Source organism: uncultured Sphaerotilus sp. (assembly GCF_963924895.1).
GTDB lineage: Bacteria > Pseudomonadota > Gammaproteobacteria > Burkholderiales > Burkholderiaceae_C > Sphaerotilus.
Genome location: NZ_CAWURG010000020.1, coordinates 91,027 through 106,842 on the forward strand (window position 1 = coordinate 91,027; position 15,816 = coordinate 106,842).

Sequence of the window (15,816 nt, forward strand, 5' to 3'; positions counted from 1 at the left end):
CGTACGTGCGCTGTTCTGATCTGGTCCATCGGGTCCTTCTTCTGGGTTGCTGCAGGGAGGGGGCCGAAGATAGATGGACGGTCGAACAGGGTCGGTAAGCAATTTTCTTTACTGTAACGACCCATGTGACGCAACAATAATTCGCGATACGCGCTGTTTTTGTAAATTTTCCACTTCTGGGGTTTGACGAAAAACCAGAAATTCCGACCCGGACCGTGCGCTGTTTCACGCTGACCGCGACCGGTGTGGAGCAGGCTGCAAGCACCGGTCACAAGGCGTAGCCGGCAGCGCAGGGCGCCGCCGGGCCGGATCGCCGCATCTCCACACCTCCCGTTGCAGACGAAGGGTGTTTGCATCGTCTGCAGCGCGCCGCGCGGCGCTCTGCGCAGGTCGGTCGGCATCCTCAGCGCGCGCTGGCGCGGCCGGTCAGTGCACCAGCGCGCATGGGCTGCATCGTCGTGGCATCGACGGGCATGCCGGTTCCGGTCTGCAGCCACTGCGTGCCGCTGAGCGTGCCGCCCACCGGGTGCCAGGGATCGCTGTCCTGCCAGCCCGTGCTGATCCAGTTCACGCCCAGGTTCAGCACGCCGCCACCCACCCACGGCGCGGCGACCTCCTGGTGCATGCGCAGATTGCGCTGCGCCACGCTCGGGGCGAAATAGAAGACGTTGTTCCAGGCTTCGACCTTCTCCAGCGTGGTCGAGATCTGGAACACCCAGGCCTGCGTGCCCTTGAGCAGCACGGTGTTGTTCCAGAAATGCAGCGTGCCCTGGCGGAACAGCGGCTCGCCCCAGCCAGCGCCCGGGGCGCTGCCGAAGTGGTCGCCGCCGTAGTGGATGACGCTGCCGGTGTCGCCCGTCTTGATGATCTGGTTGCCGTAGACCTGGGTGCTGCGGTAGGCGGGCAGCGCCCGCGCCGTGACGGGGAAGTCCTCGGCCTCGACCAGGTCGATGGCGTGGGCGCCTTCCTCGATGCGGTTGTAGCGGATCACCGCGCCCACCGAGCGGTCCTTGATGGCGTTGCCCGGCGCGCCGCTGCGCAGCGGGCCGTAGTCGTTGAACTCGACCACCGTGCCCACGCTCTGCAGGTAGGTGGTGTGCTCGTGCCAGTCGCCGACGATGCCGTGGCCGGCGAAGCGGTTGCCGGCGATGCGCAGGTCGCGGGTCACGGCGAAGTCCCCATCGTCGGTGGACTTGCTGAACACCGCCATCTGGCAGTCGGTGATCTCGTTGTCGGCGATGGTGATGTGCTGGCCGCGGTCGACCCAGATGCAGGCCCCGAAGGGCGCGTACGGGCGCTCCGCTCCGGCGGCGGTGCGGTAGCGGTAGTCCGGGTGGCCGCGGGTGATCTTGAGACCGTCGATCTGGATGTAGCGCGGGTAGGCGGTCCAGGCTTCGGTCGCCAGCGGCTTGAGGACGATGATCGCGCGGTCCTGGTGGACGTGGCTGTAGGCCAGGGTGCCGTTGTAGAGCGGGCCGAGGGCCGCGCGGGTGGTGGCACCGCTGCCGTCGATCACCGGCCGCTCGCCGTTCGGCCCGCGCACGCCGCAGACCCGGATCGGCGCGTCGGCCGTGCCCTGGCCGGCGATCAGGAACTTGCTGCGGTAGGGTGCGTCGCGGTAGAAGATGCGCACGGTGTCCCCGGCGCGCAGCGACTCCCACGGCACGGCGTCGAGGCTGGTGTAGGGCTGGCCGGTGCCGACGCGGTAGTCGGTGCCACGGCCGGACGGGGCGCAGGCGCTCAGTCCGAGTGCCGCGCTGGGCGTGGTGAGCGGGGCACCTGCGGAGGTCGGCGTCTGCACGGTGACCGGGGCCGGTGGCTGGGTGATGGGGGGGCGTGTGACCGTGGTTGGCGCCCGCGCGCCCTGGGCCGGACTGGCGGCGGCCAGCAGCAGGGCGCTGGCGCTGGCGAGACCACAGTGCAGGCGGACCGAAGTCCGGGTGGTGGGGATAAAACGCATGGAACAACCTCCTGAACCGGGTGTGATCCACCCGATCCGGACGTGCGTCAGACAGCGACGCACTGGCCCGGATCTCGGCCCGTGAGGTGTTGGCAAGCGGTGACCCCCTTATTTAAGGGGGATTGAATTGGCCTGAATTCACGGGTCGCTGGATCGACGACCAGTGGATTCCTTCTGGCTGTTACCTAAAGCCCGAAAAAACCTGCGCGTTCACGTCATTTCAGCTCGAATGCACCGAGGTCCGGCGCACGCCCGGCGACGGGCCGCTTCACGATGCCCGCCGGTTCGGCGAACTGGTAGGCCACTGGAGGCAGGCCGGCGGCGTTGTCGGCCAGATCGGTGCCGGCCGCGCCGGCGCGGGGGTGGAGGTCTGCCGCGATGCCTGGTGCGGGCTGGCTCAGCAGCTTGCCCTTGACGGCGACCTTGACCTGGGAGGTGGGTGCCGCTTCGGCCCAGTCGCGGCTGATCCAGTTGTTGCCGTTGAACTCGATGGTGCCGGCTTCGTGGCCGATGCGCATCTGCGTCGTGCCCTGGTTGATGAACAGGTTGGACTGGGCATCGACCTTCTGCTGCGCGGTCGGCATGTCGAACAGCGCCATGTACCAGGCCTGCGCCTGCGTGCTGTTGTGCAGCACGGTGTTGTTGTAGAAGTGCAGCGTGCCCTGGCGGAAGTAGCGCTCATCGTTGTCGCCGCCCCAGTGGATCAGCTTGACCGAGGCATAGCCGGGGTTGCGGAAGTCGTTGACGATCAGGTTGCCGTAGACCCAGGCCTGCGGGTAGAGCGGGTCCTTCAGGATCTGCTTCACCCCGCCTTCGATCTCCACCAGGTCGATGGCGCGGGCGGCCGCGACGATGTGGTTGAAGCGCACGACGGTCGCGCTGGAGCGGTCCTTCATCGACGAGCCCTTGGCGCCGGGGACGAGCTGGCCGATGTAGTTGCCCTCGTAGAGCGCGCGGGCGGTCTGCACATAGAGGTTGTGCTCGAACCAGCTGCCGACGTTGCCGTTGTCCCAGATGCGGTTGTGGCGGATGAAGACGTTGCGGCTGGCCTCGTCCTCGGACTTGCTGTTGACGAAGACGCCGTTGCCGTTGCGGGTGATCTCGCAGTTCTCGATCGCCAGGTCTTCCACGACGATGGCGTAGATGCCCGCCGCGCCGCTGGAGAAGTTGCCGGTGCTGCCGTCCTGCGCGGTGTAGCGGCTGTCCTTGTGGGCGCCGGTGATCCTGAGGTTCTCGATGCGGATGTGCTTGGGCCGGCTGCCCCAGGCCTGGTCGCGCGACTTGTAGATGAAGATCAGGCCGAGGGCTTCGCTGTACTGCTTGCTGAAGAAGCCCGCGGCGGCGGCGTCACGGGCGGTGACGGCGTTCTGGCCGCTGAGGACCGGGCGGTTGCACTTCGTGTCGGTCACGCCGTGGATCACCACGGGCGCGTCGGCCGTGCCCTGGGCGCGGAGGCCGATCTTGGTGCGGTAAGGCTCGGCGCGGTGGTAGATGTTGACCACGTCCCCGGCACGCAGCGACAGCCACGGCACGTCGGTCAGTTCGGTGAGGGTCTGGCCCGGCCCGACGTGGTAGGTGGTCCCGGAGCCGGTCAGCGGCTTCGAGCAGCCGTCGGCGCTGACGGGTTCGCGTGGCGCGGGCGGCCAGGCGGTGTCGGCGGCGGGCGGCGGGGTGTCGCCCGGCTTGCCAGGGTTGGCCGCCACTTCCGGCGCTGGCGCGCCCAGATCGCCGATGAACTGGCCGGACTCGCTGCTCGGGCCGCCGGTGGTCTGCACGCCGCTGTTCGAGGAGGGAACGATCACGCGCTGAGCGTGACCCGGCAGGGACAGCAGCGACAGACCGGCAGACAGGCCCAGTGCGAGCACCCGGGGCAGGGCGTTCTGGCGGAAGGAGGTCGGGCGGCGTGGGGACATGCGTGGGGACATGGGGGTGGACTCCTGGGCAGGCGGCGCTGCCGAACGGTGGCAGTCTCTCAAACGGACGGTGGCTGCGCTAGCATGCGCGCCATTCCAGACAGCCCGATTCTCGCCATGAGACTGATGCACATTGTTGATTCGCTCGAATTCGGAGGCCTCGAACGGGTGACCACCGATCTGGCGATCGAGCAGAAACGCCGCGGCGACACGGTCTGCGTGTTCAGCCTGCTGCACACCGAGGGCCTGAAGTCCGAACTCGAAGCCGCCGGCATCGAGGTGATCGTCGGCGGCAAGCGCGACGGGGTCGATCTGGCGCTGATCGGCCGCCTGCGCCGCACGATCGCCGAGCGCGGCATCGAGGTGGTCCACGCCCACAACTTCGTCCCCAACTACCACGCCGCCGCCGCGCTCTGGGGCCGCTGGCGCCGCCCGACGCTGGTCTGCAGCCTGCACGACATGGGCTTCCGGCTCGACCGCGAGCCGCGGCTCAAGCGCTTCTTCACCTGGGCGATCGGCCGCACGCAGGGTTATGCGATGGTCGGCGCGCAGATCCACGGCCGCTACGTCGGCAGTGGCCTGGTGGCCGCCGAGCGGGCGACGACCGTGCTCAACGGCATCCCGGTCGACCGCTTCCGCTGGACGCCCGAGCGCCGCCGGATCGCGCGCGAGCGCCTGGGCGTGCCGCAGGACGCGCTGCTGATCGGCGCCGTCGGGCGACAGGTGGCGCTGAAGAACCATGCGCTGCTGATCGAGCTGATGCCGGCGCTGCTGGCGCGCCATCCCTCGCTGCGGCTGGCGCTGGTCGGCAGCGGGCCGCTCGAGGCCGAGCTGCGCGCGCAGGCCGACGCGGCCGGACTCGGCGACCGCGTGATCCTGACCGGCCAGCGCCGCGACGTGGCCGACTTGACCCCGGGCTTCGACATCTTCGCGATGCCCTCGCTGACCGAGGGCCTGTCGATCGCGCTGCTGGAGGCCTGCGCGACGCGGCTGGCCATCGTCGCGACGGCGGTGGGTGGCAATCCGGAGCTGGTGCGCGACGGCGAGAGCGGCCTGCTCGTGCCGCCGGGCGAAGGTCCGCCGCTCTTGAAGGCGCTGGACCGGCTGCTGGCCGATGCGCCGCTGCGCGAGCGCCTGGGCCAGAACGCCTGCGACTGGGTGCGCCAGCATGGCTCGCTCGACACCCTCTACACCGCGTTCCGGAATTTCTACGCAACGGCGCAGCGGCGCTGATCTGGATCAAGACCGGGACGATTCCCGTGTAAACCAGCGCAAACGTGGGGGATGGGCAATCTGATTGAAAACGATTCTTGTTTAGAATTGATTCCATGACACACGCCCCCATCCTCCTGTCCCTGCGCGATCTGCCCCTGCGGGTCAGCGCCTGCATCGCGGCCGTCGTGCCGCGGTCGGCCGATGACCGTGTCGCACAGCGGCTGGAAGAACTGGGCTTCGTGCCCGGCGAGCGGGTGCGGGTCATCGCCCACGGGCCGCTGGGGGCGGAGCCGATCGCCGTGCAACTGGGCTTCACCCGCTTCGCGCTGCGGCGCGCCGAGGCCGAGCGGGTGATGCTCAACATCACGTCGGTGGAGTCCCCCGCAACGGCAGCCGGCCAACCATGAGCACCGCTGCCGCTGCGAGCGACCTCATCGCCCACCTCGCGCTGGTCGGCAACCCCAACTGCGGCAAGACCGCCCTGTTCAACCGCCTGACCGGCAGCCGCCAGAAGGTCGCCAACTACACCGGCGTCACCGTCGAGCGCAAGGAAGGCCGCTTCACCGGGCCGTCCGGCCGGAAATTCCGCATTCTCGACCTGCCCGGCGCCTACAGCCTGCAGCCCAAGAGTCCGGACGAGGCCGTCACGCGCGCCGTGTGCCTGGGCGAGCTGGCCAGCGAGCCGCTGCCGGATGTGCTGATCGCCGTCGTCTCCGCCACCAACCTGCGGCTGCACCTGCGCTTCGCGCTGGAGGTGCGGGCGCTGGGCCGGCCGATGGTGCTGGTGCTGAACATGATGGATGAGGCCCGCCGCCTCGGGATGCAGATCGACCGCGAGGCCCTGGCGCGCGAACTGGGCGTGCCGGTGGTCGAGGCGATTGCCGTGCAGCACGACGGCGCACAGGCGCTCATCGAACTGCTGGACCGCGGCGTGCCGCCAGTGCCGACAGTGGCCACGCCGCCCGATCTCCATGCCGAGACCGCCCGCCTGCTCGGCCGCACCGTCACCTTCAGCGACACGGTGAGCCTGCGCGACGAGCGGCTGGACGCCGTGCTGCTGCACCCGGTCTGGGGGCCGCTGGTGCTGGCGGCGCTGCTGCTGCTGATGTTCCAGGCGGTGTTTTCCTGGGCCGCGCCGCTGATGGAGGGCATCAAGGCCGGCATGGTGTGGCTGACCGAGCTGGTCAATGGCGTACTGCCCGAAGGGCCGCTGCGCGGGCTGCTGACCGATGGCGTGATCGCCGGCGCAGGCGGCGTGCTGGTGTTCCTGCCGCAGATCCTGATCCTGTTCCTCTTCATCCTCGCGCTGGAGGAGTCGGGTTACCTGCCGCGGGCGGCCTTCCTGCTCGACCGGGTGATGGTGAGCGCGGGGCTGTCGGGGCGTTCCTTCATCCCCCTGCTGTCGAGCTTTGCCTGTGCGGTGCCGGGGATCATGGCCACCCGCAGCATCCAGCATCCGCGCGATCGCCTCGTCACCATCCTGGTGGCGCCGCTGATGACTTGCTCGGCGCGGCTGCCGGTCTATGCGCTGCTGATCGGCGCCTTCATTCCCGACCGGACGGTGGGCGGTGTCTTCAATCTGCAGGGATTGGTGCTCTTCACGCTGTATGTGGCGGGCATCGCCAGTGCAGTGCTGGTGTCGATGGTGCTCAAGCGCTGGTTCTCGGGCCAGGGTGATACCGAGCAGCCGCTGCTGCTGGAGCTGCCCGCCTACCGCCTGCCGAATCCACGCGACCTGGCGATCGGGCTGCTGGAGCGGGCGCGCATCTTCATCCGCCGCGTCGGCACGATCATCCTGTCGCTGACCGTGCTGCTGTGGGGGCTGGGCAGCTTTCCGGCGCCGCCAGAGGGTGCCACGGGGGCCGCGATCTCCTACAGCTTCGCCGGCATGATCGGCCACGCGCTGGAGTTCGTGTTCGCGCCGATCGGGTTCAACTGGCAGATCTGCATCGCGCTGGTGCCCGGCATGGCGGCGCGCGAAGTGGTTGTTGGCGCGCTGGCCACGGTGTACGCGCTGTCCGACACCAGCGAAGCCGCCACCCAGCAGCTCGCTGGCCTGATCGGCGCGCAGTGGGGACTGCCGACGGCGCTGTCGCTGCTGGCCTGGTTCGTGTTCGCGCCGCAGTGCATCTCGACGCTGGCCGTCATCCGCCGCGAGACCAACTCGGCGCGCACGATGTGGCTGTCGGCGGCCTACCTGACCACGCTGGCCTACGGCGCGGCGTTCCTGACCTTCCACATCGCCAAGGCCCTGACCGGAGCATGACCATGAGCACCCCGACGCTGTACGCCGCCTTCGAAGCCACCGTGATCGCCGCGGCCTGCGGCTGGGCGCTGTGGCACACCGCCACGCGCGTTCTCAAGCTGAAGCTTGGGCGCCGCGCGGGGGTGTCTGCATCTGCGGGATGTGGCAGCGGCTGCGGGGGATGCAGCGCTTCACCGGGGGCTGGCAGCGCCTGTGGCAGCGGTGCCAGCGACCCGGCGCGGATCAGCGTGGTGGCTGCGCCTTCAACCAGGCGTAAGTCCGGCTGAGTCCTTCGGGCGTCGGCACGCGCTGGGTCCAGCCGATGCGCTTGAGGCCCTCGTTGCTGTAGCGGATCGGCGTGTACATCGACTGGACGACGTAGGGCGTGAAGACCGCGGGCATCTGGCCCTTCGACTTCTTGTTGTAGGCCACCAGTTGCTTCGATAGCCACAGGAACACCCCGAAGGACAGCGGGATGACGCGCATCTTCTGCACGTTCTTCAGGTAGCCGTCGAGGTACTGGCGGCAGGTCGGGATGTTGTCGTCGGTGACGGCAAACGCGCTGCCGCTCGGCGCGTGGACCGCTGCCCGCGCCACCGCGTCAGCGCAGTTCTCGACATAGGTCAGCGGCAGCAGCGCGCCATTGCCCAGGCTCGCGAACAGCCCCATCGCCTTCAGCCCGACGCGCGGCGACAGCGCGCCACCGCCTGGCCCGTAGATCACGCCGGGGCGCAGGACCACGGTCTCGAAGCCGTACTGCGCCGCGTATTCCATGAACATGTGTTCCTGGCGTGTTTTGGCATAGCCGTAGGGGCCCTTGTCCACGCCGACCGGCTCGATCGGGGTGTCCTCGCCCAGCGTGTCGCCCGGCTTCATCCCGTCGGTCTTGTAGACCGCGAACGAGCTGATCAGCGTGATGCGCTGGATGCCGGTCTTGCCACACGCCTCGAAGACGTTGCGGCTGCCCATGACGGTGTTGGCGAACATGTCGGCCGCCGCGCCCTTCATGCCGGCCGCCGCGTGGATCACGCAGTCCACCCCCTGCAGCATCGCGTCGAACGAGCCGCGCGCGAGCAGGTTGGCCGCGGCCGTCTCGATCTGCGCCTGCGGGAATTCCTTGACCAGCGACTCGATGAAGCCGGCCGGGGCCTTGTTGCGGAAGTGCAGCCGCAGGTCGAACTGACCTTGCATCAGCAGGCTGCGGGCGATCTGCTTGCCGAGGAAACCGCCGGCGCCGGTGACGAGGATCTTCATGCTGCGACCTCCTTGGCGGTGCCGTTGCCGTTCTGTTGTGCCATGCAGGCGTCCACACCCTCGACGATCTGGTCGATCACGCGGCACACGCGCAGGATCTGCTCGGGCGGAATCGGGTCCGGTCCCTTGCCTTCGACGGCGTCGTAGAAGCGGTCCAGCAGCACGCGCATGCACTGGAAGTAGTGGAACTCGTACTTGCGGAAGCGCGTGATGTTGCGGCGGCCGTTGGCGGCGAGCTGCTTGGCCTGGGTCCACGCCATGAACTGGCGGCCCAGCGCGCTCGGCGCCGACCAGCGCGAGGCCTGGATCAGCGTGCGGGCGGTGTAGTCGAGTTCGACCGAATCGTTCGTGCCGACCACCTTCAGCGTGTGCGGCACGGGGCGGCCGTGGGCGCTGACGTTGCCGCTCACGGTGACACCGCCGCTGCGCAGGATGAAGCGCAGCTCGTCGGGCATCGCGTCCACGATGGCCGAGCCGGTCGGGCCGCGGCGGCGGAAGGCCAGCACGCGGGTGTCGATCTCGTCGCCGAGGAAGGGGATGACCTTGGCCAGCACGTGGTCGAGCACGTTGTGGAACAGCTTGCCGGGCAGGCGATGCACCCAGTGGCCCGGGTCGGTCATCACGGCCAGGCCATAGTCGCCGGCGAGGTTGTAGCCGTAGTTGGTGTCGAGGTGGACGATCTCGCCGAGCGTCCCCTTCTTGACCAGTTCCTCCAGCTCCAGCCCTGGCGTCTCGTAGTTGTAGAGGTAGTTCACCCCTGCCTTGCGCCCGGCCTGCGCGGCCAGCGCCAGGATCTCGCGTGTCTGCGCGGCAGTCAGCGCGAACGGCTTTTCCATGAACACATGGCAGCCGGCGGCGAACGCCATCTTCGCCAGGAACAGGTGCGAGTCCGGCGGCGTGGCGATGTGGACGACGTCCAGCCGCTCCTTGGCGAACATCTCCGCCGCGTCGTCGTAGCGGCCGGGGATCTTCAGTCGCACGGCCAGTTGTTCGGCCATCAGCGGTTCGCGGTCGCACACGGCGACCACCTCGCCGCGCCCGATGGCGCGGATCTGTTCGACGTGGCCGTCGGCAATCTTGCCGCAGCCAATGATTCCTACCCTCAACACGGCATGCACTCCCGGTGGTTCTTCAATGTGTCGCAATTCGTCAGATTCAGCGGCTCGTGCGGCCCCAGCTTCCGCTGGCCCGCCCGGTCGAAAAACGCCAGGACGCCACCAGGAACGCCCAGTTCAGCGCAAACAGGAAGGCGGCCAGCTTGACCAGCGTCGGCAGCTTCACGCCGCGGGTCGTCAGCCGCCAGCCGGCCCAGGCCAGTCCATAGCTCGTCGCCTGCGCCAGCGCGTAAATGGCCCAGCCCGAGGACTGTTCCCGCACGGCCAGCGCGACCGAGGCGGCCAGTGCCAGCAGCAGCAGGTGCGGTGCCGTCCAGCGCAAGACCTTGTGCGAGACATAGGCGAAGGCGGTGGCCAGCGAGGTGCGCGTCAGGTACTGCGGGTGGCGGGCCAGCGCCTGGAAATTGCCGATGCCGATGCGGATGCGGCGCTTGACCTCTTCGCCGATCTGCTCGGGCGTGTCTTCTTCGGCCCACGCCTTCGGTTCGTACACCAGCCGATGGCCGGCGGCCGACACGTTCATCGCGACGCAGAAGTCGTCGCAGATCGTGTCCGGGCGCAGCGGCTGCCACAGGGTGCGGCGGATGGCGTAGATCGCGCCGTTCGCACCCAGCAGCGCGCCGATGCGGGCCTCGAAGAACTTCAGGAACTGCTCGATGCGCCAGTACAGGCTGTCCTGGTTGTCGCCGCCGGCGTTGCCCAGCAGGCGCAGCTCGCCGGTGACGCCGCCCACCTTCGGGTCCTGGAAACGCGCCACCAGCCGCTTCAGCGCGCTGCGCTCGAAGTAGGTGTTGGCGTCCGAGAACACGACGATCGGCTCGACCGTGCGCGACACCAGATCGTTCAGCACGCTGGCCTTGCCGCGGTTGACCTCGAAGGGCAGGGCGACGACCCGCGGCTCGTCCTTGAACTGCGCCATCAACTCGGCCGTGCGGTCGCGGCTGCCGTCGGAGCCGATGTAGGCGCGCAAGCGGTCGGCCGGGTAGTCGAGCGCCAGCAGGTTCTCGATGCGCGAGACGATGTGCGTCTCTTCGTTGTAGGCCGAGATGACGACGGCGACCGGCGGCCAGTCCGGCTCGGCCTCGGTGTGGCCGGCGTCGATGCGGCGGTCGCGCTTGCGGAAGACGAAGCCGACATCGCGCAGCCCCTGGACCACCGATCCGACGACGAACAGCACGACCGGGTAGAGCGCGTAGGAATAGAGGACCGCGACGACACCCCCGATGGCGATGAGGGCCAGCAGCGTGTGCAGCACCGATCAGCCTTTCGCCGCTGCGTTCGTGGTGTCGCGGTAGCCGGGACGCGGAATCACCAGGTCGCGGTACTGGCCCGGCTCGCCCGGCAGGCCCTGCTCGGCGGCCTTGACGATGTTGTACATCTCGCGGGCGCTGACGTAGTGCAGCTTCCAGTCCTTGCCGTCGTTGTACTTGGCGTGCAGGTGTTCGTAGGTGCGGCGCATCGGCTCGCCCAGCAGCGTGTCCATGTCGCGTTCCTGCGTGCCGTGGGTGTGGATCTTCACGAAAATCCATTCCGGCTTGCCTTCGACGTGGATGCCGGTCTCGACCCACGCGTCCACGCGGTCCGGCGTCGGCGGGCAGCTGGTGCGGATGTCCGAGTTCTCGATGCGCGGGATGATGCCGAACTTGCGGTCGTTCCACTTGAAGCCGAGCGGCCCCTGGATCAGCATCAGGTCGCCCGACGCCCGGCCGCCGACCTTCACGCGCACGCCGGTGTCGTGCGACTTGCAGGCGTGTGGGTCGTCCTTGGCGTAGTAGATCTTGTTGATCGTCGAGGTCTGGCAGGGATCGGGCGAGGCCGGGAAGGTGTAGTCGACGTAGCAGCCTTCTTCACGCAGCACGATCAGTTCGTTGTTCACGCCGCAGCCATAGCCATCGGGGTGCGAGTTGTCGAGCGCCCAGTTGCCGTGGATGAAGGCCCAGCGCGGCTGCTTCGTCACCGGATCGACCGGCAGCGCGTCGTGGCGATCGACCAGCAGCTGCGTGAAGCGGCGCAGCTTCTCGCGCAGGCCGGCTTCGGTGTCCTTGTCGTGGTGCAGGTGGATCTCGATCTCGCCCAGCCCCATGCGGCAGATCTCGACCAGCGGGTCGAGGTGCTCGGGGCGGTATTCCTCTTCAGGATAGAAGAAGCTGTGGATCGGTCCGCGGCCGTCGGCGTCCTTGAAGGGGGCGCAAAGGGCGGGGTATTCCTGGCGCCAGCGGGCCACGCGCTTGCATTCGGTGGCGTAGTCCGGCTGCTTCCACATCGGTTCGTAGTGGTCGACGAAGCAGAACATCACGTGCTTCGTCACCCCGGCCGGGGCGGGGGCGTGCCAGTCCTGCTTCAGGTAGCTGGCCAGCCAGGTCTGGATATTGCGCTGGCGGATGAACAGTGCCACGACGCCGGCAATGGCCGCCAGCAGGGCGAGAAGGACAAGCACGACACTCATCGGAGCCTTTTGATGTTGTGGAGGTCAGCCAGCGCGCTGGCCAGTCCGCAGTAGACAGACCGGGAGCCCAGTGCAAAAACAGGTGCCGGAGCGCTCGGAAAAACGGACCGGCCGAACTCTAGCATCGCCCGGCTGTCCGGGAAGACCCTGTAAAGCTGAAGCTCAGCGAGCGCCGCCCATGTTGTGAGAAAACACGAAGGCCCTGACTGCAAAAATCGTGAAGGCCATCATCAACAGCGTACTTTTCACCCACTTGACTTCATGGGTACGCTGGTAGGCGACGGAATCCCGATCTGACATTGCGGGAGATTGCGTGGCGCAATACCAGGAAGAAACGCACAGGGCGAGGAGAAAGTACAGCACGGGTTGATAGGTGCGCGACAGAAACCATGCACAAACCAGAAAACCCACCAGCGAATTGCGCAGCAGCGCGACCATCTGGCGGTGCGGGCTGCTGCTCGGCATGCAGTCAATCACGGAACTGAGGCTTTTGAACGTCAGCACGATCATGCCGATCCAGAGGAAATAACCCACCAGTCCTAATTCTGCAAAACACAGCACGAAGGAGTTATGTGCGGTCAGTGGATTGTGGTCGGTGAAATTGCCATAGCCGATGCCGAAGACCGGGCGCCATTTCAGCAGTTCGAGCCCGACCGACCAGGCCTCGATGCGGTCGGCAGCCGATTGTTCCTGCGACGAGATGGCCCGGCCGCCGATGGCGCTGGCTGCGATGAAGGCCGTGCCGCCGAGGGCCATCAGCAGCGTGGTGCGGGTCGTGCCCAGCCACGCACGCACGGTGAAGAACAACAGCGAGGCCGCACCCAGCATCGCGCCACGCGACTGGCTCAGGTAGATGCCATAGCCCATCACGGCGCCCGGTGCGAGCACGAACAACAGATTGCGCAGATGCTTGCCAGCCCGCCAGGCCGCCCACAGCAACGGCAGACACATCACCAGTACCTGCGAGAAGTCGTTGGGGTCGCTCAGAAAGCCCTGGCCGCGCACCCGCCAGAGGTACCAGCCCGTGGTGTCCTGGGCAGGAATCTCCGACGCAGAGGACGGTGGTGCCCGGCTGGGGTCATCTTCCTCGTGGTTCGGTGCTGTCTGGCGGAGCACCAGTTGTGTGGCGTACTGGCCCGTGTGAAACGCCTGGATGCCGAAACCAGACGCGATCAGCATGGACAGAACGACCGCGGCACAGGTCTTCTTCAGCCGCTCCAGACTGGTCACGTTCAGCGCCACCAGCACGAACAGCATCGACGAGGTGCTGAAGTCGTTCATCGCGGTGAAGGCGCCGCCGGCCCAGCCGTTGAACAGCAGGGACAGGCCCAGCGCCAGCATGAACCCGAACAGCAGCTTGAAGTCGATGGCCCGAGCCGCCACCTGCTTGCGCACCATCGCACGACCGGCCGCCAGCACAAACCCCAGCGTCCAGAGCACCAGCATGGGTCGAAATTCTGCAATTTCGGGCACGAACAATTCGATCGGCCGGAAAAAGCTCAGGAACACGTACAACAGGAAGACCGCGAAGCTCATTGTCGATGACCGATGTTCTGGCGCAAAAGCTCGATCGTACCGGCTTCTGCACGCAATCCGCGTGACGGACACCCGTCAGACGCGGGAGTCGGCTTAATCTGGAATTACTTGGTACCGCAGGCTGTTGCACAAACATCGAAGCTGTGTGCTTCGACCGCCTGCGCACGGGTGTGGCCCGCGTACCATCACGGCCGCGTGAATACGGAAATCCAACTCCCCTCCATGAACAAGCCTGCTGTCCTCCCTCCCTTGCGCCGTGTGCTGTACCACCACCGTACCCAGGGCAAGGCCGTCGAAGGCGTCCACATCCGCGGCATCACCGACGCGCTGCGCGCCGAAGGGGTGACCGTCGACATCATTTCGCTGCCGGGCGCGGACCCGTATGCGAGCCCCAAGGCGCTGAGCCCGACCAAGCAGGCCCGTCCGTGGATGAAGTGGGTCACCAGCCTGCCCGAGCCGCTGTTCGAACTGGTCGAGCTGGCCTACAACGCCGTGTCCGGCTGGCGCATCCGCGAGTACCTGAGCGCCCACAAGGACGTGGACCTGATCTACGAGCGCTACTCCCTGTACATGTTCGTCGCCGTGGTGATCGGCCGCGCCCGCAAGATCCCGGTGATCCTGGAGGTCAACGACTCGGCCACCGTCTACCGCGTGCGCCCGCTGTTCTTCCTGAAGCTGGCGACGATGATCGAGCGCTGGGTGTTCCGCCGGGCCAACGGGCTGGTGTTCGTGTCCGGCGCCTTCCGCGACCGCGTGACCAAGGCGCACGGCCACATCGCGCCCTCGCTGGTCTCGCACAACGCGGCCAACATCGACAAGTTCAGCTTCACCCCCGCGCAGCGCGCCGAGACCCGCGTCAAGTGGGGGCTGAAGGACGGCGAAGTGGTGTGCGGCTACCTGGGCGCCTTTGTTCCGTGGCACGCGATCGACCAGTTCGTCTACAAGATCGCCGACCGCCTGAAGGCCAATCCGCACCTGAAGCTGCTGCTGGTCGGGGATGGCGCGACCTTCCCGACCGTGCAGGCGTTCGTGACGAAGAACGGGCTGGAGCAGCAGGTGATCCTGACCGGCCGCGTCTCGCACGACGAGGTGCCGGGCCTGCTGGCGGCGATGGACATGGCCGTGCTGCCGAGCGCGGGCGACTACACCTCGCCGGTCAAGCTGTTCGAGTTCATGGCCTGCGGCATCGCGCCGATCGCGCCGGACTTCATTCCCATCAAGGAAGTGGTCCAGGAAAACGAGACGGGCTGGCTGTTCAAGGCCGGCGACCTGGAAAGCGCGGTCGGCATGGTCCTGCAGCGCAGCCGCGACCTGCCAGCGCTGCAGAAGATCGGCCAGGCCGCGCGTGCCTACATCGCCCGCGAACGCCAGTGGCGCAACAACATCCTGGCGTTGGTCGACTTCCGCACCCAGGTCAAGGACAACTGAGGTGCGCCGCCCATGAAGCTGCTGCTGTCTGACCTGCGCGCCAAGCAGGTGCTCTACGGCGAGGGCGGCCCGCCCGTCTCGCTGCTCAAGGTGGTGCTGGCCGACGGCACGCTGGCCAATGCGCTCTACCGGCTGCAGGCCTGGCTGGCACGCCTTGGTCTGGCGCCGCTGGCGCTGCTGCCGCACATCCTGAACAAGTGGCTCAACGGCTGCGTGATCGGCGTGAAGTCGCAGTTCGGCCCGGGCTTCGTGCTGATCCATCCGGTGGGCGTGGTGATCAACTCCAGCGTGCGCGGCGGGCGCAACGTGTGGCTGGAGAGCGGCGTCGTCATCGGCGAGAACCGCGGGGCCTTTCCCCGGCTGGGCGACGACATCTTCGTCGGCTCAGGCGCGAAGATCATCGGGGGGGTGCAGGTGGGCGATGGGGCGCGGGTCGGGGCCAATGCCGTGGTCCTGCACGATGTGCCGCCGGGTCACACGGCGCTGGGCATTCCCGCCCGCAACCGGCCTCCGCCGTCTGCTGGCGCCTGAATCCGGTCAGCGTTCACGTTTCGCCAGAGTTCCCAGCAATGCATCAACGCATTCCCTAGGGCGTGCGCTGCCGCTGCCACGGTAGTCTCGGTGCTGTCGATCGATGGTTTCACGGCCCTCGTGGTCGGCACATCAGAGCATTTGCCCCCAGGTTGGATCAACCCGGGGGCATT

At 67.5% G+C, this 15,816-nt stretch carries 13 protein-coding genes; 6 read left to right on the forward strand and 7 right to left on the reverse strand.

Translation table 11 applies throughout. The annotated features are described in order from the left end of the window. Positions 1–403 precede the first annotated feature (403 nt). Complete coding sequence (locus AABN02_RS08400) at positions 404–1,960, reverse strand: hypothetical protein (protein ID WP_338414478.1); 1,557 nt, start codon at positions 1,958–1,960, stop codon at positions 404–406. Positions 1,961–2,175: 215 nt separating this feature from the next. Next, the gene (locus AABN02_RS08405; protein ID WP_338414479.1) at positions 2,176–3,885 is read right to left on the reverse strand and encodes a hypothetical protein; all 1,710 of its coding nucleotides are present in this window, start codon (positions 3,883–3,885) and stop codon (positions 2,176–2,178) included. Between the two features lie 114 nt (positions 3,886–3,999). On the opposite strand from AABN02_RS08405, the gene AABN02_RS08410 reads away from it, so the two are divergent. From AABN02_RS08410 to AABN02_RS08425, 4 genes are all read left to right on the forward strand, one after another. Then, positions 4,000–5,106, forward strand: coding sequence for a glycosyltransferase (locus AABN02_RS08410; RefSeq protein WP_338414480.1), 1,107 nt, complete (start codon positions 4,000–4,002; stop codon positions 5,104–5,106). Between the two features lie 95 nt (positions 5,107–5,201). Beyond that, a complete protein-coding gene (locus AABN02_RS08415) occupies positions 5,202–5,495 on the forward strand; it encodes a FeoA family protein (protein WP_338414481.1) in 294 nt (97 codons plus the stop codon). After that, positions 5,492–7,354, forward strand: a complete 1,863-nt coding sequence (locus AABN02_RS08420; protein WP_338414482.1) for a ferrous iron transporter B — start codon at positions 5,492–5,494, stop codon at positions 7,352–7,354. The genes AABN02_RS08415 and AABN02_RS08420 overlap by 4 nt, the downstream gene beginning before the upstream one ends. Before the next feature lie 2 nt (positions 7,355–7,356). Then, complete coding sequence (locus tag AABN02_RS08425) at positions 7,357–7,620, forward strand: hypothetical protein (protein ID WP_338414483.1); 264 nt, start codon at positions 7,357–7,359, stop codon at positions 7,618–7,620. On the opposite strand, the gene AABN02_RS08430 is transcribed toward AABN02_RS08425, so the two are convergent. The 5 genes from AABN02_RS08430 to AABN02_RS08450 all read right to left on the reverse strand — a co-directional run bounded on the left by AABN02_RS08430 (position 7,577) and on the right by AABN02_RS08450 (position 13,684). Next, on the reverse strand, positions 7,577–8,587 hold the full coding sequence (locus AABN02_RS08430; protein WP_338414484.1) for an NAD(P)-dependent oxidoreductase: 1,011 nt from the start codon (positions 8,585–8,587) through the stop codon (positions 7,577–7,579). The genes AABN02_RS08425 and AABN02_RS08430 overlap by 44 nt on opposite strands. Beyond that, entirely contained in the window at positions 8,584–9,696 is a 1,113-nt protein-coding gene (locus AABN02_RS08435; protein WP_338414485.1) for a Gfo/Idh/MocA family oxidoreductase, read from the reverse strand. Before AABN02_RS08435 ends, AABN02_RS08430 begins: the two co-directional genes overlap by 4 nt. 46 nt (positions 9,697–9,742) lie before the next feature. Next, positions 9,743–10,957, reverse strand: coding sequence for a glycosyltransferase family 2 protein (locus AABN02_RS08440; protein WP_338414486.1), 1,215 nt, complete (start codon positions 10,955–10,957; stop codon positions 9,743–9,745). 3 nt (positions 10,958–10,960) lie between these two features. Beyond that, on the reverse strand, positions 10,961–12,139 hold the full coding sequence (locus tag AABN02_RS08445; RefSeq protein ID WP_338414487.1) for a hypothetical protein: 1,179 nt from the start codon (positions 12,137–12,139) through the stop codon (positions 10,961–10,963). A gap of 171 nt (positions 12,140–12,310) precedes the next feature. Continuing rightward, positions 12,311–13,684 (reverse strand): O-antigen ligase family protein, encoded by a 1,374-nt coding sequence (locus AABN02_RS08450; protein WP_338414488.1) that lies wholly within the window; start codon positions 13,682–13,684, stop codon positions 12,311–12,313. Between the two features lie 222 nt (positions 13,685–13,906). On the opposite strand from AABN02_RS08450, the gene AABN02_RS08455 reads away from it, so the two are divergent. Together AABN02_RS08455 and AABN02_RS08460 are read left to right on the forward strand one after the other, a co-directional pair. Next, a complete protein-coding gene (locus AABN02_RS08455) occupies positions 13,907–15,112 on the forward strand; it encodes a glycosyltransferase (protein WP_338414489.1) in 1,206 nt (401 codons plus the stop codon). Positions 15,113–15,124: 12 nt separating this feature from the next. Next, a complete protein-coding gene (locus tag AABN02_RS08460) occupies positions 15,125–15,643 on the forward strand; it encodes a serine acetyltransferase (RefSeq protein ID WP_338414490.1) in 519 nt (172 codons plus the stop codon). Positions 15,644–15,816 lie beyond the last annotated feature (173 nt).

Excerpts from the sequence above, each read along its gene's own strand:
- AABN02_RS08460 (WP_338414490.1), top strand. The coding sequence starts at position 15,125 with ATGAAGCTGCTGCTGTCTGACCTGCGCGCCAAGCAGGTGCTCTACGGC.
- AABN02_RS08450 (WP_338414488.1), bottom strand. The coding sequence starts at position 13,684 with ATGAGCTTCGCGGTCTTCCTGTTGTACGTGTTCCTGAGCTTTTTCCGG.
- AABN02_RS08430 (WP_338414484.1), bottom strand. The coding sequence starts at position 8,587 with ATGAAGATCCTCGTCACCGGCGCCGGCGGTTTCCTCGGCAAGCAGATC.
- AABN02_RS08410 (WP_338414480.1), top strand. The coding sequence starts at position 4,000 with ATGCACATTGTTGATTCGCTCGAATTCGGAGGCCTCGAACGGGTGACC.
- AABN02_RS08425 (WP_338414483.1), top strand. The coding sequence starts at position 7,357 with ATGAGCACCCCGACGCTGTACGCCGCCTTCGAAGCCACCGTGATCGCC.
- AABN02_RS08400 (WP_338414478.1), bottom strand. The coding sequence starts at position 1,960 with ATGCGTTTTATCCCCACCACCCGGACTTCGGTCCGCCTGCACTGTGGT.
- AABN02_RS08415 (WP_338414481.1), top strand. The coding sequence starts at position 5,202 with ATGACACACGCCCCCATCCTCCTGTCCCTGCGCGATCTGCCCCTGCGG.
- AABN02_RS08455 (WP_338414489.1), top strand. The coding sequence starts at position 13,907 with ATGAACAAGCCTGCTGTCCTCCCTCCCTTGCGCCGTGTGCTGTACCAC.
- AABN02_RS08420 (WP_338414482.1), top strand. The coding sequence starts at position 5,492 with ATGAGCACCGCTGCCGCTGCGAGCGACCTCATCGCCCACCTCGCGCTG.
- AABN02_RS08405 (WP_338414479.1), bottom strand. The coding sequence starts at position 3,885 with ATGTCCCCACGCATGTCCCCACGCCGCCCGACCTCCTTCCGCCAGAAC.